Below are 17,890 nucleotides of genomic sequence, written 5' to 3'. Positions count from 1 at the left end.
GGGCCCGGACCGGACTGCTCCGGCCGGGCCCGCGCGGGTGTTCGGTCCTCAGTGGCCCCGGGCGATCCACTCGTCCAGGTGCGGCGCCTCGGCCCCGATCGTGGTGTCGTCGCCGTGCCCCGTGTGCACCACCGTCTCCGGCGGCAGCGTGAGCAGCCGGGTACGGATCGACTCGACGATGGTGCCAAAGTCGCTGTACGACCGCCCGGTCGCGCCCGGTCCACCGGCGAACAGGGTGTCGCCGGTGAAGACCGCGCCCAGGTCGGGGGCGTACAGGCTGCACGCGCCGGGACTGTGGCCGGGCGTGTGCAGCACCCGCAGCGTGGTGCCGCCGACGGCGATGGTCTGCCCGTCGGTCAGCTCGCCGTCCGGGGCCGTGTCCGGGTGCACCATGTCCCACAGCACCCGGTCGGCGGGGTGCAGCAGCACCGGCGCGCCGGTGGCCCGGGCCAGCTCGGGCGCGACCCGGACGTGGTCGTCGTGGGCGTGGGTGGCGATGATCGCCAGAACCCGCCGGTCACCGATCACCTCACGGATGGCGGCCACGTCGTGCGGCGCGTCGAGGACGACGCACTCCGAGTCGTCACCGATCACCCAGACGTTGTTGTCCACGTCGAACGTCTGGCCGTCGAGCGAGAACGTGCCGGAGGTGACGGCGTGGTCGACGCGGGCGGTCACGGGAAGACCACCACCGAGCGCAGCACGTCGCCGTGGTGCATCCGGGCGAACGCCTCCTCGACCTGGTCGAGGGCGATCTCCTCGGTGACGAACGCGTCCAGGTCCAGCCGGCCCTGCCGGTACAGCTCGGTCAGCATCGGGAAGTCGCGGCTGGGCAGGCAGTCGCCGTACCAGCTGGACTTGAGCGCGCCGCCGCGGCCGAAGACGTCCAGCAGCGGCAGGTCGACTGTCATCTCCGGGGTCGGCACGCCGACCAGGACGACGGTGCCGGCCAGGTCGCGGGCGTAGAACGCCTGCTTCCACGTCTCCGGGCGGCCGACCGCGTCGATCACCACGTCGGCGCCGAAGCCGCCGGTGGCCGCGCGGATGGCCTCCACCGCGTCGTCCTCGGAGGCGTTGACGGTGTGGGTGGCGCCGAACTTGCGCGCCCAGTCGAGCTTGCGGGAGTCGGTGTCCACCGCGATGATCGTGGTCGCGCCGGCCAGGGCCGCCCCGGCCACCGCCGCGTCGCCGACACCGCCGCAGCCGATCACCGCGACCGAGTCGCCCCGGGACACGTTGCCGGTGTTCATGGCCGCGCCGAGACCGGCCATCACGCCGCAGCCGAGCAGGCCGACCGCCGCCGGCCGGGCCGACGGGTCGACCTTCGTGCACTGCCCGGCGTGGACGAGCGTCTTCTCGGCGAACGCGCCGATGCCGAGCGCGGGCGTCAGCTCGGTGCCGTCGGTGAGCGTCATCTTCTGCGTCGCGTTGTGGGTGGCGAAGCAGTACCACGGGCGGCCGCGCCGGCAGGCCCGGCACTGCCCGCAGACCGCGCGCCAGTTGAGCACCACGAAGTCGCCGGGTGCCACGTCGGTGACGCCGTCGCCGACCTGCTCCACGATGCCGGCGGCCTCGTGGCCGAGCAGGAACGGGTAGTCGTCGTTGATGCCGCCCTCGCGGTAGTGCAGGTCGGTGTGGCAGACGCCGCACGACTGGATGCGGACCACCGCCTCGCCCGGCCCCGGGTCCGGCACCACGATGGTGGTGACCTCCACGGGCGCGCCCTTGCGCCGCGACACGACTCCCCGGACTTCCTGGCTCACGGTGCCTCCTTCGTTGCGTGCGTCTGCACCCAGAACCTACCGCTGATCATGACCCGCGAACCACTGAAGGCCGCCGGATTGTCCTGGTCATGACCGGGTACCCGGTGTGCCGGTTCTACCAGGTGGGACGGGAGTGATCATGAGGCTATCGCATGCGCCGCTGCGGGTCGCGATCGGCGCGTACATCCTGAACTCCGGGCTGGGCAAGCGGGGCCTGGAGGGTGAGGCCGCCGCGGGCATGCACGGCATGGCGGCCGGCGCGATGCCGCAGCTGCGGCAGATCCCGCCGGACCGGTTCGCCGTGCTGCTGTCCCGGGGCGAGGTCGCGCTCGGCGCGGCGCTGCTCGCCCCGTTCGTCCCGTCGCTGCTGGCCGGAGCCGCGCTCACCGCGTTCGGCGCGGGTCTGGTGCAGCTCTACCTGAAGACGCCGGGCATGCGCGAGGGCAGCAGCCTGCGGCCGAGCCAGGAGGGCATCGGCCTGGCCAAGGACGTGTGGCTGGTCGGCGCGGGGCTGACCCTGGTGCTCGACTCGCTGGTGCGGCACCGGCCCTGAGCCGGCCGCGCCGAAACCGCGCCCGGCCGCCCGCGTACTCAGGCCGCCGCCGGCACCGCAGCGGCGGCCCGCTCGTCGGCGAGGCGGCGACGGGCGGCGTTGCGGTAGCGCAGCACCTGCGCCGCGCCGAGCGCCCAGAGCAGGAACTGCACGGCGAACGCCCAGCGGAACGCGGACAGCGGCGGCGCGTCCCGCCCGGCCGGGGTGGCCAGGTCGAGCACCACGCCGACGGCCAGGATCAGCGCGATCGAGGCGACGAAGCCGCCCACGTTGACGATGCCGGTGGCACTGCCGATGCGGTGCACCGGGTTGAACGTGCGGGCGTAGTCGAACCCGATCATCGAGCCGGGTCCGTTCACCGCGAGCACCACCACGAGCGCCACCAGCAGCCAGTGCGGCGCGCGGCCGGGCCAGGCCAGCACCACCGCCCACACCCCGGCGGTGGTGGCGGTGATCGCGAAGACCACGACCGAGCGGTGGAACGGGTGGCGCGAGCACAGGTGCGCGATCACCGGCCCGCACACGAGCGTCACCACTGTCATCAGGGTGAGCATCCCGGCCGCCGCAGTCGGCGAGAACCCCTGCCCCTGCACGAGGAACGGGTACCCCCACAGCAGCGCGAACACCGCGCCGGAGAACTGGGTGACGAAGTGCGTCCACAGGCCCAGCCGCGTGCCGGGCTGCGCCCAGGCGTCGGCGAGCTGCCGCCGTACGGTGGCCAGGTCGGGGGCGAGCGCGGTGGCGTGTTCGGCATGCGGGGTGTCGCGTACCGCGACGAGGACCAGCAGCACCACCGTGGCGCCGAGCGCCGCGGCGGTCAGGAACGCCGGGGTCCAGCCCGCGCGGTGCAGCAGCAGCACCAGGGGTACGGCGCCGAGCACCGCACCGAACTGGCCGACGGTGCCGGTGAGCTGCACCAGCAGCGGGTTGCGCCGGCCGGGGAACCAGAACGCGACGATGCGCAGCACGCTGATGAAGGTCATGGCGTCGCCGAGACCGACGAGCACCCGGGCGGCGACGGCGGCCGGTACGTCGCCGGCCACCGCGAACAGGAGCTGCCCGGCCACCATGAGCGCGCCGCCGGCCAGCAGCAGCCGGCGTGAGCCGTAGCGGTCCAGCAGCACCCCGACCGGCACCTGCATGGCGGCGTAGACGGCGAGTTGGGCGACGGAGAACGTGGCGAGCGCGGCGGCGTTGATGTGGAAGCGCTCCGCCGCGTCGACCCCCGTCACGCCGAGGGAGCTGCGGTGGAACACGGCCGTCAGATAGGCGGTGACGGCCACCGCGTACACCAGGGCGGCGGGGCGGCGACCCGCGTTCACCGCAGCGTCCCGAGCATCCGCGCGGCGGTGTCGATGTGCGCGGCGACCGCGTCGTGCCAGGCCTGCGGGTCGTCGCCGTCGAGCGCGGCGAGCTGGCCGGCGTGCTCGGTGAGGGCGACCTCGGCCCAGCCGGGTGAGAGCCGGAAGCTCGCCTCGCCCATGCGGAGCTGCCTGTCGCGCAGCCGGTGGTACAGCTCGGCGAGGATCTCGTTGCCGGCGGCCTCGACCACTGCGGCGTGGAACGAGCGGTCGGCGGCCATCAGGGTGGTGATGTCACCGGCGGCGTGCGCGCGGCGCATCTCGTCCAGCCGGCGGACCAGGTCGGCGCGCAGCTCGGCGCGGCGCGGCCAGACCCGGTCGGCGGCGTGCAGCTCGACCAGGCGGCGGGCCTCGATCACGTCGGCGATCTCCCGGGCCGAGACCGGCCGGATCAGCGCGCCGCGCTTCGGGTAGAGCTTGACCAGCCCTTCGGTCTCCAGCCGCAGCAGCGCCTCCCGGACCGGGGTGCGGGACACCCCCGTCGCCTCGGCGATCTCGCCCTCGCTGACGAGCTGGCCGCCCGGGTAGGACTGTTCCAGGATGGCCTGCTTGAGGTGCCGGTACGCCCGCTCGGCGGCGGACGGCGCGGTCCGGCTGGGATGCGTCATGTATCTAAGCTTGCTCCGCCGGCCGCCCCGCCGGCCCGGCGCGGGCCGGGACAGTGGCGCAGGCCACGGTCAGGCCCACAGCTCCCGCAGCAGCGCCTCCACCTCGGCGGTCCGCTCGATCTGCGGCATGTGCCCGGTGTCGCGGAACAGGTGGCTGCGCGCCTCGGGCAGCCGGGTGCGGGCGTACGCCAGGTGCGCGGCGGGCAGGACCAGGTCGCGCTCGCCCCAGACGAGCAGCGTGGGCAGGCCGAGCGCGGCCACCGCGTCGAGCAGGTCGGCGCGCCACTGCGGGCGTACGCCGCGCCAGGTGCCCAGGTCGCGGACCAGCTCCAGCATCACCCGGGCGGCGTGCGGCTGCCGGGCCACCGCGAGCGCGGTGGCGAGCCGCTCGGCGGTGACGTACGCCGGGTCGTGGAAGATCGCCCGTTCGGTCCGGCGGACGATCCCCGGGTGCGGGCGCAGCAGCAGCCGGGCCAGCGGGCGTACCGCGAGCAGCCGCAGCGCCACCGTCACCTCGCGGCCGAAGCCGGCGCTGTTGAGCAACGCCAGGCTGGCGACGCGCCGCGGTTCGTCGGCGGCCAGGCGCATCGCGACCGCCCCGCCGAGGGAGTTGCCGACCAGGTGGGCGGGGCCGGTCACCCCGGCCACGTCCAGGAAGCGGGCCACCGCGGCGGCCAGCGCCGGGAGCGTGTGCGGTCCGTCCAGCGGCGCGGAGCCGCCGTGCCCGGGCAGGTCCACCGCGAGCACCAGGTGGTCGCGGGCCAGCTCCGTGTGCAGGGCGGTGAAGTCGTCGAGGGTACGGCCGATGCCGTGCAGCAGCACCACGGGCGGCCCGTCGCCGCTGATCCGGCAGCGGGTACGCCGCCCGTCGACGGTGCGCTCGCCGGCCGGGGGCAGGGCGAGCGTCACGCCCGGCGTCCGGGTTCCGCCCCGGCCTCCTCGCCGGTCCGGGGAGGCGGCACCGGCACGCCGGCGTCGGCCCGCCGGGCCGGACGGAGGCGCATGCCCAGGGCCAGCACCCGGCCGTACCCGGCGGGGGCGACGCGGGCGAGCAGGTCGGGCAGTTTCGCCGACCAGCCGATCAGCACCCGGCCGCGACGGCGCTGCGCGCCGCGCAGGATCACCTCGGCGGCGGTCGCCGGGTCGATGGTGAGCAGCTTCTCGAACTGCTTGCGTCCGGCGTCGTACTCGTCGAGGGCCACGCCGCTGCCCACCCGGGCGCTGGCGGCGATCCGGGTGCGGATGCCGCCCGGGTGCACCGATGTGACGCCGACGCCGTCGTCGACGAGCTCGTGCCGCAGCGCCTCGGTGAAGCCGCGTACGGCGAACTTGCTCGCCGCGTACGCGGCCTGCCCGGCGGGCGCGATCAGACCGAACAGGCTGGACACGTTCACCAGGTGGGCGCCGGGTTCGGCCTTGAGCGCGGGCAGCAGCGCGTGGGTCAGGCGGACCACCGCCCGGAAGTTGATCTCGATGACCCAGAGGAACTCCTCCAGGGTGACCTGGTCGAAGCGCCCGCCCAGCGCCACACCGGCGTTGTTGATCAGCAGGCGGATCCGGGGGTGCGCACTGTGGATCTCGGCGGCGACCCGGTCGGTGGCGTCGGCGTCGGCCAGGTCGACCAGATGGGTCTCCACCCGCCGGTCCGGGTACGCGGCCCGGATCGCGGCCACGGTGGCGGCCAGGCCGTCGGCGTCCCGGTCGAGCAGCACCAGATCGGCGCCGCGCCGGGCCAGGCCGTGGGCCAGTGCCGCGCCGATGCCGCTCGCCGCGCCGGTGAGCACCGCCGTGCCGCCGGGGAAGACGAGGTCACGCATCGGTTCCTCCCGAGGTGGTGGCCGCCGTGGCGGGTACGCCGGCGCGGTCGAACCGTACGCCGTCGGTGAGCGGGCCGTGCCGCATCAGGCGTACGTCGCGGGGATAGTTCTGGTGCAGCCGCCACGGCGCCTGCGGCCCCTGCTTGGGCAGCTGGTCGACGGCGCGCAGCACGTAGCCGGACTGAAGGTCGATGATCGGCACCAGGTCGTCGGTGTCCGGGGCGAGCGGCGTGACGATCTGCCGGCCGGTGTCGTCGAGGTGGCGCAGCAGCCGGCACACATACGTGGCGACGAGGTCGGCCTTGAGCGTCCAGGAGGCGTTGGTGTAGCCGATGGTCATGGCGAAGTTCGGCACGCCGGACAGCATCATGCCCTTGTAGGCGACAGTCGAGGCGAGGTCGACCTCGGCGCCGTCGACAGCCAGCGTCATGCCGCCGAGCGCGAGCAGGTTGAGACCGGTGGCGGTGACCACCACGTCGGCGGGCAGCTCCTCACCGGAGGCGAGCCGGATGCCGTGCTCGGTGAACGTGTCGATGGTGTCGGTCACCACCGACGCGCGGCCGGCGCTCAGCGCGGCGAACAGGTCCCCGTCCGGCACCACGCACAGCCGCTGGTCCCACGGGTTGTAGCGGGGCGAGAAGTGCCTGTCGACGTCGTACCCGGACGGGAGGCGGCCCTTCGCGGCCCGGCGCAGGAACCGCTTCACCACGCCGGGGGCGCGGCGGCTGAGCTGGAAGTTGGCCACGCCGAGCGTGACGTTCTTCCACCGGGCCACCGCGTACGCGGCCTTCGGGGGCAGCCAGCGCCGCGCGGCGTCGGCGAACGGGTCGCGCGAGGGCAGCGCGATCACGTACGTGGGTGAGCGCTGGAGCATGGTGACGTGGGCGGCCCGCTCGGCCATGGCCGGGACCAGGGTGACAGCCGTGGCGCCGCTGCCGATCACCACGACCCGCTTGCCGGCGTAGTCCAGGTCGTCGGGCCAGTGCTGCGGGTGCACGAGCGTGCCGGCGTACCGCTCGACGCCGGGGAACCGCGGCGTGTACCCCTCGTCGTAGCGGTAGTAGCCGGAGTTGGTGAACAGGAAGGCGCAGGTGAGGGTGACGTCCTCGCCGGTGTCGTCGCGGTGGGCGTGCACGGTCCAGCGCGCGGTGGCGCTGTCCCACTCGGCGCGGACGGCCCGGTGGTGGAAGCGGATGTGCCGCTCCACGTCGTACTCGCGGGCGGTCTGCCGGACGTACGCCCGGATGGAGTCGCCGTCGGCGATGGCCTTCGGGTCGGTCCACGGCTTGAACGAGTAGCCGAGGGTGTACATGTCGGAGTCGGAGCGGATGCCCGGGTAGCGGAACAGGTCCCAGGTGCCGCCGATGGCGCCCCGGGCCTCCAGCACCGCGTAGGTCTTGCCGGGGCACTCACGTCCGAGGTGGACGGCGGCGCCGATGCCGGACAGGCCGGCCCCGACGATGAGGACGTCGACGTGGTCTGCGGCCATCGGTTTCTCCCGTTCGCACCGGCGGTGGACCGGACACTATCCATCGCCGTCGACCGCAGTCAACACCGTGTCGAGTCGAATCGACAGGGTGTCGAGCGGGTGTAGCATCTGCCGACATGACGACCGCCCGTACGCCGACCGGCGCCGCGCCGACGCGCGGGCGGCGGGCCGGCCGGTCCACCGGCGACGACCGGGAGACCGCGATCCTGGCCACGGCCGAGCGGTTGCTCGCCGAGCGTCCCTTCGCCGACATCTCCATCGACGACCTGGCGCGCGGCGCGGGGATCTCCCGGCCCACGTTCTACTTCTACTTCCCGTCCAAGGACGCGGTGCTGCTCACGCTGCTCGACCGGGTCACCGAGGAGGCCGACGCCGCCGCCGGGGGCGTGTTCGAGCGGCTCGCCGAGGATCCGCGCGCCCACTGGCGGGAGCTGATCGCCCGGTTCCACGCCACGTTCGGCGGGCACCGGGACGTGGTGCTGGCCTGCGCCCAGGTGCGCGGCACCAACGCCGAGGTGCGGCGGCTCTGGGCCGAGGTGCTGGAGCGCTGGGTCCGCGCGGTGCAGGCCGCGATCGAGTCCGAACGCGCCCGCGGCGCGGCCCCGGACGGGCTGCCCGCCCGGGACCTCGCCATCGCGCTGAACTCGATGAACGAGCGCGTCTGGTATGCCACGTTCGCCGGGGACGGCCCGGCGGTGGCCGAGCGGGACGTGGTGGACGTGCTGCTCGACGTGTGGCTGACCGCGATCTACCGGACCGCCACGCCGCCGGTCACCGCGTCCGGCGGAACTCCATGACCCAGTTGGTCTCCCACGTGCGCTCACCGTCGGTGGAGAACGCCTGCTCCCAGCGGCATGAGTCGGCGGTGACCGCCGACCAGAGGAACCGGCAGCGTACCGGCCGCCCCTCGTCGGTGTCGTCGGCGTAGAACGTGCCGACGCCGCCGGTGAACCGGCCGACCACCGGGGGCAGTTCCAGCACGCCACGGCTGCTGTGCATCCAGTAGATCGACCACAGCCCGGTCGACGGGTTCAGGATGCGCACCGTGGAGCCGGAGAAGCCCCGGCTCGGGCAGCGCATCTCGTCGAAGCTGCCCGCGCCGTCGAAGAACGAGCGCGCCTCGCTGACACCGGCGAACTCGTCCCAGTCGTCGCCGCCGACGTGGCGCTGCCGCAGGCGCCGGTTGGTCACGTCCCAGGTGCCGACGAGGAAGTCGAAGTCGCCCATCAGCGGCCCACCGGCCCCTCGGCCCGGGCGTCGGCCAGGTAACCCGCCAGGTCCGGCCGGTCCGGTGCGAGCACGTGCCGGATCCAGGCGGTGCGCTCGTGTTCCAGTACGCCCAGTTCCCAGACGCAGCCGACGCCGGGACGGGTGAGGTCGACGAAGTGCGCCGGGTCGTCGTCCGGGCAGTCCAGCGCGGGCTGCCCGGCGATCGCGATGCGGCACTCGACGACGTTGTCGAAGAACCAGCTGTACGCCAGCAGGTACGCCCCGGTGTCCGCGCCCCGGTGCAGCACCACCCAGCTCGCCGGCGGGGTGGAGCCGTCCGGGCCGGGCAGCAGCGACGGCAGGTACGCGTACGCGGCGTCGACCACCCGCGGTTCGAGGCGGCGGTCCGGCTGGTCCATGTGGTAGCGCTTGACGTGCCGGCCGGCCACCTCGACGGTCCCCGGCACGGTCAGCTCCTTGTCGTGAAAAGCCATGCGGGCACGCTAGGACCGCTCCCCTGACAGCTAGTGTCAGTGGAATGCGGGCCAGCCGACTCCTGTCCATCCTGCTGCTCCTCCAGGCGCACGGCCGGCTCACCGCCGCCGACCTGGCCGCCCGCCTCCAGGTGTCGGCGCGCACGATCTACCGGGACGTGGAGGCGCTGCACGCCGCGGGCATCCCGCTGTACGGCGAAGCCGGACACGACGGCGGCTACCGGCTCGTGGAGGGCTGGCGCACCCGGCTGACCGGGCTCACCGCCGAGGAGGCGGACCGCCTGCTCTTCGCCGGGCTCCCCGGGCCTGCGGCCGAGCTGGGCTACCAGTCGGTCGTCGCCGCCGTCCAGCTCAAGCTGCGGGCCGCGCTGCCCGCGCCGCTGGCCGACCGGGCGGCCCGGCTGGAACAGCGGTTCCACCTGGACACACCGGGCTGGTACTCCGACGGCGACCCGTCGCCGCACCTGGCCGAGGCCGCCGAGGCGGTGTGGCGGCAGCACCGGCTCCGGGTGCGGTACCGGGGCTGGCGGGGCGAGACGACCCGGGTCCTCGAACCGTACGGGCTGGTGCTCAAAGGCGGACGCTGGTACCTGGTCGCCGCCCGGCCGGACCGCGCCGACCCGGCCACCTACCGGGTCAACCAGATCCTGGACCTGACCCCGCTGGACGAGCCGTTCGAGCGGCCGGAGTTCGACCTGCCGGCGTGGTGGCGCGCGCACGTGGTGGAGTTCCGGGCCGGCCTGCACCGCGACGAGGCGCGCATCCGGCTGTCGCCACGCGGGTTCGCCCGGCTGCGCGAGGTCGGCAGCGACGTGGTGGTGGCCGCCGCCGAGGCGAGCGCCGGCCCGCCCGACGCCACCGGCTGGGTGCACGCGGTCATCCCGATCGAGTCGCTCACCCACGCCCACGGCGACCTGCTCCGGCTCGGCGCCGACGTGGAGGTCCTCGCCCCGGAGGCGCTGCGCACCCGCCTGTCCGAAACCGCCGCCGCCCTGGCTGCCCTCTACCACCCGCCCTCCGCCCCGCCTCTCCCCGGTTGATCAAGGAGTTCGTGTCCCTCCAGGAGATCGACTCGGACACGAACTCCTTGATCACGGGGCGGGGTGACGGCGTCGGCCACCGTGGAGAGGGCTCGGTCGATCTCGGAGGGCGGGGTCGCCGCGTAGCCGAGGACCAGGCCGGGTGGCTGCGGGCGCCGGCTGTGCCACGACAGCGGGTGGACCTTGACGCCGCGGCGCAGCGCCGCCGCCGCCAGCACCCGGTCGTCGACGTCGCCGGGCAGCGTGACCATCAGGTGCAGCCCGGCCGCCGCGCCGTGCACCACCGCCCCCGGCAGGTACGCGCGGACCGCCCGGATCATCGCGTCCCGCCGGCGTACGTGCCGGTGGCGCAGCAGCCGCAGGTGCCGTTCCAGCGCGCCGGACTCCATCAGCTCGGCCAGCACGAGCTGCGGCAACGCCGCGTTGCCGAGGTCGGCCGCCCGCTTCGCGGCCACCACGTCGGCGTGCAGCGCGGGCGGCACCAGCATCCACCCGATCCGCAGGGCCGGCGCGAGCAGCTTGGAGATGCTGCCGACGTAGCAGACCCGATCCGGCGCCATGGCACGCAGCGCCGGCACCGGCGGACGGTCGTAGCGGTGCTCGGCGTCGTAGTCGTCCTCCACCACCAAGCCGCCGTCGCGTGCCCACCGCAGCAGCCGCCGGCGCCGGTCGCCGTCGAGCACCACCCCGGTCGGGAACTGGTGCGCCGGGGTGAGCAGCACGGCCGGAGCGCCGGAACGCTCCAGCTCGTCGACACACAGGCCACTGTCGTCCACCGGGATCGGCGGTGTCGCCAGCCCGGAGTAGACCAGGTGCTGCCGTACGCCCAGCGAGCCGGGATCCTCCACCGCGACGGTGTGCGTACCCCGGTCGTGCAGCACCCGCGCGAGCAGGCCGAGCGCCTGGGACACCCCGGCCACGATCACCACCTCGGCCGGGTCCGCACGGACGCCCCGGTTGCGGGCCAGCCAGTTCGCGACCGCGAGCCGCAGCGCGGGCGTGCCGGCCGGGTCGCCGTAGCCGAGCGCGGCGGGCGTCATCCGGTGCAGCACGGCCCGCTCGGCCCGCAGCCAGGCCGCGCGGGGAAAGGCCGCCAGATCGGGTACGCCGGGAGTCAGGTCCACCTGCGCCGGTACGGCGCGCAGCTCGTCGAACGCGTCGACGCCGGGCCGGGTGGCGAACACCTGCGGTGCTCTCCTCGGCTCGGGCGGCCGGGTGACCACGGCGGCCGGCGTGGCGACCACCACCGTTCCGGCCCGGCCGCGTCCCGCCACCTGCCCGTCCTCGGCCAGCCGCTGGTACGCCTCGGTCACCACACCGCGGGAGACGCCCAGCTCGGCGGCGAGCACCCGGCTGGCGGGCAGACGGGTGCCCACCGGCGCCCGTCCGTCGGCGATGGCGGATCGCAGCCGGGCGGCGAGCCAGTCCGCGCGGCCGCCGGGCGGCGCCTCGCCGACGTCGAGCTGGAGGAAGTCCGCGCCGGCCGCTTTGGACTCCTCGGGAACGGCAGCTTTGGCCCTGTCCATCGGGCCATTATGGGCACAGGCTGGACCGCATGACAGTCGCCTTCCTGCTGACGTCGCTCGTCGTCGCGATCACTCCGGGCACCGGGGTGATGCACACGCTCGCCACCACTGTGACCGCCGGACGCCGGGCCGGCCTGGCCGCTGCCGCCGGGGGCACGCTCAGCCTCGTCCCGCACGTGATCGCCGCGGTGACCGGACTGGCCGCCCTGCTGCGCGCCGGCACCCCGGCGTTCCGCGTGGTGACCTGGCTGGGCGTGGCGTACCTGCTCTGGATGGCCTGGTCGGCGCTGCGCGACCGGGGCACGTTCGCCCTCGACGGCGACCGGCCCCCGCGTCCGGCGGCGGCCGTGTTCCGGGACGGGGTGCTGCTGAACCTGCTGAACCCGAAGGTGACTGTGTTCTTCGTGGCGTTCCTGCCGCAGTTCGTACCGCCGGACGCGCCCGCCGCCGCAGCGCGCATGCTCGCCTGCGGCCTGGTGTTCATGGCCGTCACGCTGCTGGTGTTCACCGGGTACGCGCTGCTGGCCGGGGCGTTGCGCCGACGGGTGCTGTCCCGGCCCCGGCTGACCGGGCTGCTGCGGCACGCCTTCGCCGGCAGCTTCCTCGTCCTGGGCCTCGGCCTCGCGTTCACCGCCTAGCCCTCAGCACCTGGAAGGAGTCTTCCCGTGCGTTTCCGGCACTCCCCCGAGATCTGGTCGGCCTTTCCCGAACTGACCTGCGGCGTCCTGCACGCCACCGGCGTCACGCCCGACATCGACGTCACGCCACGGCTGGCCGGGTATCTCGGCGCCGCCCGGGACCGGCTCGCCGCCGGGCCGGAGGGCGGCTTCCCGGAGATCCAGGCGTGGCGTCGCGCGTTCGCCCGGATGGGCTGCCCGCCGACCCGCTACCGCTGCGCGGCCGAGTCGCTGCTGCGCCGGCTGCGGCGGGACGGGGACCTGCCCCGGCTGCATCCGCTCGTGGACCTCGGCAACGCGCTCTCGGTCCGGTGCGCGGTCCCGGTCGCAGTGCTCGACCTGGCCCGGATCGGCGGCGACCTGACAGTGCGCCCGGCCGACGGCACGGAGTCCTACCTAGGGCTCGGCGGTGACAGCGAGCAGCCCGCGCCCGGCGAGGTGATCTTCGCCGACCAGGGCGGGAACGCGCACGCCCGGCGCTGGTGCCACCGGCAGAGCGGCACGTCAGCGGTACGGGCCGGCACCACCGAGGTGCTGGTGGTGGTCGAGGCGATGCACGAGGGGGCGGCGCCGACCGTACGCCGGATGCTGGACGAGCTGGCGGCGGCGCTGGACGAGCTGTGGCGCGTGCCGTCGCGGACGGCGCTGCTCACCGCTGACGCGCCCGAGTTGGCCGTGCCGGTCCGGACGGGCTGACCCGCCGGCGTGGTGACGGCCGGTCGCGCGGCGTGACGCAGGCTCCGGGCGTCCGGCGACGACGCCGGCAGCCGCCCGGCTCGTCGTCAGGCATCGGGGTCGTCGGTGCGGTCGCGCACCATCAGCTCGTCGTCAGGCGTCGGGGTCGGTGCGGTCGCGCGCCATCAGCTCGTCGAACTCGGCCGGGGTGATCTCGCCGGTGCGCAGCCGCCGGGCGTTGGCGGCGAACCGGGCCGTCGCCGCGCCGCGCGGGTCCGGCTCGGTGAGCAGCCCGGCGTCGGCCGTCAGGGCGCTCGCGGCACCCGCCACGTCGTACGGATCGGCCAGGTCGACCGGCTCGCCGTGCAGCTCGCGCAGGGCGTCGGCGAGTCGCGCGTCGGCGGCGTCACCGGTACCCCACAAGCGCCGGGCGAGGTCGACGGTGCGGCCGAGCGAATCCTCGCCCACCCGTTCGGTGCCTATCTCGGCACGCATCATGCGCAGGAAGCGGATTGTCACAGCGTCGGAGTCATCGGCGATCACGCCCGTACCCTAGCGAGCGGCTACGACGAAACCGCCGGGCGAGCCGGGGTCGTCCGGCCGGTTGAGGTCGCCACCCGCGGGTAGTGCGCGGACATGCCCGAACGATACGAGGACTACGACCGCGTCGCGATCGTCACCGGCGCGGACTCCGGCATCGGCAAGGCGTGCGCGGTGGCGCTCGCCGAGGCCGGTTACGACATCGGCATCACCTGGTACGGCGACGCGGCGGGGGCCGACCGTACCGCCACCGAGGTACGCGCCACCGGCCGCCGCTGCGAGACCGCCGAGCTGGACCTGACCCGGCTGCCCGAAGCGGCGGCGGTGGTCGACGAGCTCGCCGACCGGCTCGGTGGCCTGGGCGTACTCGTCAACAACGCCGGCACCGGCCTGTCCGAGCCCTTCGTGGACGTGAGCTGGGAGAAGTGGCGGGACGTGCTGGCGGTGGACCTGGACGGGCCGTTCCTGTGCTCGCAGCGGGCCGCCCGGCGGATGCGCGCGGCCGGGCGAGGTGGCCGGATCATCAGCATCACCAGCGTGCACGAGCACGCGCCCCGGGTCGGCTCGTCGGCGTACTGCGCGGCGAAGGGCGGGCTCGGCCTGCTCACGAAGGTGATGGCGCAGGAACTGGCGGCCGACGGGATCACAGTCAACGCGGTGGCACCGGGCGAGATCGCCACGCCGATGACCGGGCAGGAGGACGTCGACCCGTTCACGCAGGAGCGTCCCGGCGTGCCGGTGGGGCGCCCCGGTGACGCCCGCGAGGTGGCAGCGGTGGTGGCGATGCTCGCCTCACCGGCTGCGGCGTACGTGACGGGGGCGTCGTGGGCGGTGGACGGGGGGATGCTGCTGATGGGTCCGCAGGCTTCTGCGCTTTCCTCCCATTCGTGGCGCGCTGCTTAGTCCTTGGTCGCCCCCGGCCCCGTCGTGGGTCAGGTGCGTTCGTTGCTGCCGGGTTCGGGGGTGGCTCCCACCGCCGCATCCTCTCGGGAGCTTGCGGGCTCGTTCTCGGGGTAGTGGCAGGCGGTTTGCTGTCTGCCGTCGTCGCGGGTGGTCAGCGCCGGTTCTTCGGTGGCGCAGTGGTCGGTGGCTTTCCAGCAGCGGGTGCGGAAGCGGCAGCCCGACGGCGGGTTGAGTGGCGTGGGCACGTCGCCGGTGAGACGGATCCGTCCGGCGGGGCCGAGGGTGGTGACGTCGGGGATCGCGGACAGCAGCGCCCGGGTGTAGGGGTGCTGTGGCCGCGTGTAGATGGTGTCGCGGTCGCCGATCTCGACGATCTTGCCGAGGTACATGACGGCGACGCGGTGGCAGAAGTGCCGCACGACGGCGAGGTCGTGGGCGATGAACACGAACGCCAGGTCGAGATCTTGTTGCAGGCTGCGTAGCAGGTTGATGACCTGCGCCTGGATCGACACGTCGAGGGCGGAGACGGGTTCGTCGGCGACGATGAGTTTGGGTTTGAGGGCGAGGGCGCGGGCGATGCCGATGCGCTGGCGTTGCCCGCCGGAGAACTCGTGCGGATACCTGTTGTAGTGCTCCGGATTCAACCCGACCAGTTCCAGGAGTTCCTGCACCCGCTTCTTGACGCCGCCGGGTGGGGTGATGCGGTTGACCTGCAACGGCATCGCCACGATCCGCCCGACGGTGTGGCGGGGGTTCAGCGACGCGTACGGGTCCTGGAAGATGATCTGCAGGTCCTGCCGCAACCCGCGCAGCTCACCACGCCCCGCGTGGGTGATGTCCCGCCCCGCGAAGGTGATCGACCCGGCGGTGGGCTCCAACAGCCGGACCAGCATCCGCCCGGTCGTGGTCTTCCCACACCCCGACTCCCCCACCAGCCCGAGGGTCTCGCCCGGCCGCACGTCGAAGTCCAACCCGTCCACCGCCCGCACCGCACCCGTGCTGCGCAGGCCCTGCCGGACGGGGAAGTGCTTGGTCAGCCCCCGCACCGACAGCAGCGGCTCGCCGACCGGCACCGCACGGACGGCCTCACCCCGCCGGCCGTCGACCGCGCCCGTCGTGTCCCGGTCAGCACTCATCGGGCCACCCCCACCTGCGCGACCTCGTCGCGATAGATCCGCTCCCGCGCGGCGACCGGCAGATGACACGCCACCAGATGCCCTGCCGCCCCCGCCGGAACCAGCTCCGGAACCTCGGCGCGCGACCGGTCGCCGTTCACGTCGGCCCACCGGCACCGCGGATGAAACGCACACCCCGACGGCAGGTTGATCAGACTGGGCGGGTTACCCGGAATCGGCAGCAGGTCCGCGTCCGCGTCACCGTGCAACGACGGCACACTCGACAACAACCCCCACGTGTACGGATGCTGCGGCGCCCGCAACACCCGCTCCACACTCCCGTGCTCCACCGCCCGGCCCGCATACATCACCAACACGTCATCAGCCACCTGACTGACCACACCCAGGTCATGCGTGATCAACACGATCGCCGACCGGAACTCCTCCTGCAAATCGGCAAGCAGATCCAGGATCTGCGCCTGCACCGTCACATCCAACGCCGTCGTCGGCTCATCCGCGATCAGCAGATCCGGATCATTCACCAACGCCATCGCGATCATCGCCCGCTGCCGCATCCCACCCGAGAACTCATGCGGATACTGATCGAACCGCCGCGCCGGCTGCGGAATACCCACCCGGCCCAACATGTCCACCGCCCGCGTCCGCGCCTCCCGCCGACCGGCCCTCGGATGATGCACCCGGTACGCCTCAGCGATCTGCCTACCCACCGAGTAGTACGGATGCAACGCCGACAACGGATCCTGGAAAACCATCGCCATGTCCCGGCCCCGCAGCCGCCGCACCTCCTCCTCACCCAACCCCACCAGCTGACGCCCACCCACCCAGATCTCCCCCGAGATGACCGTCCGCCTCGCGTTGTGCAAACCCAGAATCGCCAGCGACGTCACGCTCTTACCGGAACCCGACTCCCCCACGATCCCCAGCGTGCGACCCCGCTCCACAGCGAACGACACACCGTCCACGGCCCGCACCACACCGTCCTCGGTGTCGAACCGCACCCGCAGATCCCTGACCCACAGGTACGGGCCCTCGCCGCGACGCGGCGCCGGAAGCTCCACCATGTCCGTCTCCTCCCGTCAGCTCAGCCGGACCCGTGGGTCGATCACCGCGTACAGCACGTCGACGACGATGTTGGCCACCACGATGAACACCGCCGCCAGCAGCACCGTCGCCATCACCACCGGCAGGTTGAGGAACTGCACCGCCTCCACAGTCGCCTTGCCGAGACCCTGGAGGCCGAAGATCGTCTCGGTGATGAAGGTGCCGCCGAGGCTGGTGCCGATGTCCAGCCCGGCGATCGTGACGATCGGTGTGATCGCCGCCCGCAGCGCGTGCCGGGTGTGCACCTTCCGGGCGGGCAGCCCCTTCGCCCGGGCGGTACGCACGAAGTCCTCCGACAGCGTCTCCACCATCTGCGCCCGGGACAGCCGGGCGTACAACGCCGAGTTGAGGAAGCCGAGCGTCATCCAGGGCAGAATCAGCCCGGCCGCCCAGCGGAACGGGTTCTCGGTCAGCGGGGTGTAGCCGGGGAACGGCAGCAGCCCGGTGGAGTAGACGAGCAGGTAGAGCAGGATCAGCCCGAAGAAGTAGACCTGCATCGACGCCCCGGCCAGCGTGACGCCGATCGCGGCGCGGTCGAACGCCGTACCCCGGCGTAGTGCCGACACCATGCCCAGCGAGATGCCGAGGCCGAGCCAGAGCACGGCACCGCCGAGGACGATGCTGAACGTCACCGGGGCGCGCTGGGCGACGATCTCGGTGACGGGCTGGTTGTTGCGGAACGAGTAGCCGAGGCAGGGTGCCGGGCAGTCCTGCCGGAAGTCGCCCTCGCCGTAGGTACGGCCGGCGAAGACGCCGCTGACGAAGTCGGCGTACTGCCGGGGCAGCGGCTGGTCGATGCCGAGGCGACGCTCGACCTGGGCGATGTCCTCGGCCGTGCAGTTCTTGCCGCACATCACCTTCGCCGGGCTGCTCGGCACCGCGAAGAAGAGACCGAACGTGACCAGGCTGATGACGACCAGGGTCAGGGCGGCGACGAGCAGCCGCCGTACGACGAAACGGAGCACGGGAGCACCTCCCCCGGGGTGGGCGCGGGGGCG

At 73.6% G+C, this 17,890-nt stretch carries 20 protein-coding genes; 6 read left to right on the top strand and 14 right to left on the bottom strand.

Going from position 1 to position 17,890, the window contains the following annotated elements; translation table 11 throughout:
* Positions 1 to 48 precede the first annotated feature (48 nt).
* Positions 49 to 678: an MBL fold metallo-hydrolase gene (locus ML5_RS25570; protein ID WP_013476737.1), complete on the bottom strand. Its 630-nt coding sequence runs from the start codon at positions 676 to 678 to the stop codon at positions 49 to 51.
* Complete coding sequence (locus ML5_RS25565) at positions 675 to 1,763, bottom strand: S-(hydroxymethyl)mycothiol dehydrogenase (RefSeq protein WP_013476736.1); 1,089 nt, start codon at positions 1,761 to 1,763, stop codon at positions 675 to 677. Before ML5_RS25565 ends, ML5_RS25570 begins: the two co-directional genes overlap by 4 nt.
* A gap of 139 nt (positions 1,764 to 1,902) precedes the next feature.
* Here ML5_RS25565 and ML5_RS25560 point away from each other — a divergent pair, with 139 nt between their 5' ends.
* Entirely contained in the window at positions 1,903 to 2,316 is a 414-nt protein-coding gene (locus tag ML5_RS25560; protein ID WP_013476735.1) for a hypothetical protein, read from the top strand.
* Between the two features lie 38 nt (positions 2,317 to 2,354).
* On the opposite strand, the gene ML5_RS25555 is transcribed toward ML5_RS25560, so the two are convergent.
* The 5 genes from ML5_RS25555 to ML5_RS25535 form a co-directional block, all read right to left on the bottom strand.
* Positions 2,355 to 3,638 carry a nitrate/nitrite transporter gene (locus ML5_RS25555; protein ID WP_013476734.1) on the bottom strand — a complete coding sequence of 428 codons (1,284 nt, stop codon included), beginning with the start codon at positions 3,636 to 3,638 and terminating at the stop codon, positions 2,355 to 2,357.
* A complete protein-coding gene (locus ML5_RS25550; protein WP_013476733.1) occupies positions 3,635 to 4,285 on the bottom strand; it encodes a GntR family transcriptional regulator in 651 nt (216 codons plus the stop codon). Before ML5_RS25550 ends, ML5_RS25555 begins: the two co-directional genes overlap by 4 nt.
* A gap of 69 nt (positions 4,286 to 4,354) precedes the next feature.
* Positions 4,355 to 5,194, bottom strand: a complete 840-nt coding sequence (locus ML5_RS25545) for an alpha/beta fold hydrolase (protein ID WP_013476732.1) — start codon at positions 5,192 to 5,194, stop codon at positions 4,355 to 4,357.
* The gene (locus ML5_RS25540) at positions 5,191 to 6,102 is read right to left on the bottom strand and encodes an SDR family oxidoreductase (RefSeq protein ID WP_013476731.1); all 912 of its coding nucleotides are present in this window, start codon (positions 6,100 to 6,102) and stop codon (positions 5,191 to 5,193) included. The genes ML5_RS25545 and ML5_RS25540 overlap by 4 nt, the downstream gene beginning before the upstream one ends.
* Positions 6,095 to 7,591, bottom strand: coding sequence for an NAD(P)/FAD-dependent oxidoreductase (locus ML5_RS25535; RefSeq protein WP_013476730.1), 1,497 nt, complete (start codon positions 7,589 to 7,591; stop codon positions 6,095 to 6,097). Before ML5_RS25535 ends, ML5_RS25540 begins: the two co-directional genes overlap by 8 nt.
* A 116-nt stretch (positions 7,592 to 7,707) precedes the next feature.
* Between ML5_RS25535 and ML5_RS25530 the strand changes: the two genes are divergently transcribed.
* The gene (locus ML5_RS25530) at positions 7,708 to 8,388 is read left to right on the top strand and encodes a TetR/AcrR family transcriptional regulator (protein WP_013286417.1); all 681 of its coding nucleotides are present in this window, start codon (positions 7,708 to 7,710) and stop codon (positions 8,386 to 8,388) included.
* Here the strand turns inward: ML5_RS25530 and ML5_RS25525 are convergent.
* Both ML5_RS25525 and ML5_RS25520 read right to left on the bottom strand, forming a co-directional pair.
* Positions 8,363 to 8,818, bottom strand: a complete 456-nt coding sequence (locus ML5_RS25525) for a hypothetical protein (protein WP_013476729.1) — start codon at positions 8,816 to 8,818, stop codon at positions 8,363 to 8,365. The genes ML5_RS25530 and ML5_RS25525 overlap by 26 nt on opposite strands.
* Entirely contained in the window at positions 8,818 to 9,294 is a 477-nt protein-coding gene (locus ML5_RS25520) for a hypothetical protein (RefSeq protein ID WP_013286419.1), read from the bottom strand. The genes ML5_RS25525 and ML5_RS25520 overlap by 1 nt, the downstream gene beginning before the upstream one ends.
* 44 nt (positions 9,295 to 9,338) lie before the next feature.
* Between ML5_RS25520 and ML5_RS25515 the strand changes: the two genes are divergently transcribed.
* Positions 9,339 to 10,334, top strand: a complete 996-nt coding sequence (locus tag ML5_RS25515; RefSeq protein WP_013286420.1) for a YafY family protein — start codon at positions 9,339 to 9,341, stop codon at positions 10,332 to 10,334.
* Here the strand turns inward: ML5_RS25515 and ML5_RS25510 are convergent.
* Positions 10,298 to 11,860, bottom strand: coding sequence for a PLP-dependent aminotransferase family protein (locus ML5_RS25510; protein ID WP_013476728.1), 1,563 nt, complete (start codon positions 11,858 to 11,860; stop codon positions 10,298 to 10,300). The two genes, ML5_RS25515 and ML5_RS25510, sit on opposite strands and share 37 nt — an antisense overlap.
* A gap of 29 nt (positions 11,861 to 11,889) precedes the next feature.
* Between ML5_RS25510 and ML5_RS25505 the strand changes: the two genes are divergently transcribed.
* Positions 11,890 to 12,498, top strand: a complete 609-nt coding sequence (locus ML5_RS25505; protein ID WP_013476727.1) for a LysE family translocator — start codon at positions 11,890 to 11,892, stop codon at positions 12,496 to 12,498.
* Between the two features lie 27 nt (positions 12,499 to 12,525).
* Complete coding sequence (locus tag ML5_RS25500) at positions 12,526 to 13,233, top strand: B3/4 domain-containing protein (RefSeq protein WP_013476726.1); 708 nt, start codon at positions 12,526 to 12,528, stop codon at positions 13,231 to 13,233.
* Between the two features lie 132 nt (positions 13,234 to 13,365).
* On the opposite strand, the gene ML5_RS25495 is transcribed toward ML5_RS25500, so the two are convergent.
* Positions 13,366 to 13,755, bottom strand: coding sequence for a hypothetical protein (locus tag ML5_RS25495; RefSeq protein ID WP_013476725.1), 390 nt, complete (start codon positions 13,753 to 13,755; stop codon positions 13,366 to 13,368).
* Positions 13,756 to 13,848: 93 nt separating this feature from the next.
* Here ML5_RS25495 and ML5_RS25490 point away from each other — a divergent pair, with 93 nt between their 5' ends.
* Entirely contained in the window at positions 13,849 to 14,655 is an 807-nt protein-coding gene (locus tag ML5_RS25490) for an SDR family oxidoreductase (RefSeq protein WP_013476724.1), read from the top strand.
* Positions 14,656 to 14,684: 29 nt separating this feature from the next.
* Here the strand turns inward: ML5_RS25490 and ML5_RS25485 are convergent, their stop codons facing one another.
* Genes ML5_RS25485 through ML5_RS25475 form a run of 3 tightly spaced genes read right to left on the bottom strand, consistent with a single transcriptional unit; the run spans position 14,685 to position 17,857 of the window.
* On the bottom strand, positions 14,685 to 15,791 hold the full coding sequence (locus ML5_RS25485) for an ABC transporter ATP-binding protein (protein WP_013476723.1): 1,107 nt from the start codon (positions 15,789 to 15,791) through the stop codon (positions 14,685 to 14,687).
* Complete coding sequence (locus tag ML5_RS25480) at positions 15,788 to 16,852, bottom strand: ABC transporter ATP-binding protein (RefSeq protein WP_013476722.1); 1,065 nt, start codon at positions 16,850 to 16,852, stop codon at positions 15,788 to 15,790. Before ML5_RS25480 ends, ML5_RS25485 begins: the two co-directional genes overlap by 4 nt.
* A gap of 15 nt (positions 16,853 to 16,867) precedes the next feature.
* Positions 16,868 to 17,857: an ABC transporter permease gene (locus ML5_RS25475; protein WP_013476721.1), complete on the bottom strand. Its 990-nt coding sequence runs from the start codon at positions 17,855 to 17,857 to the stop codon at positions 16,868 to 16,870.
* Positions 17,858 to 17,890 lie beyond the last annotated feature (33 nt).

This window comes from Micromonospora sp. L5, from assembly GCF_000177655.2.
In the GTDB taxonomy this organism is placed as follows: Bacteria; Actinomycetota; Actinomycetes; order Mycobacteriales; family Micromonosporaceae; genus Micromonospora; species Micromonospora aurantiaca.
This window is presented reverse-complemented; position numbering and strand designations above follow the sequence as displayed.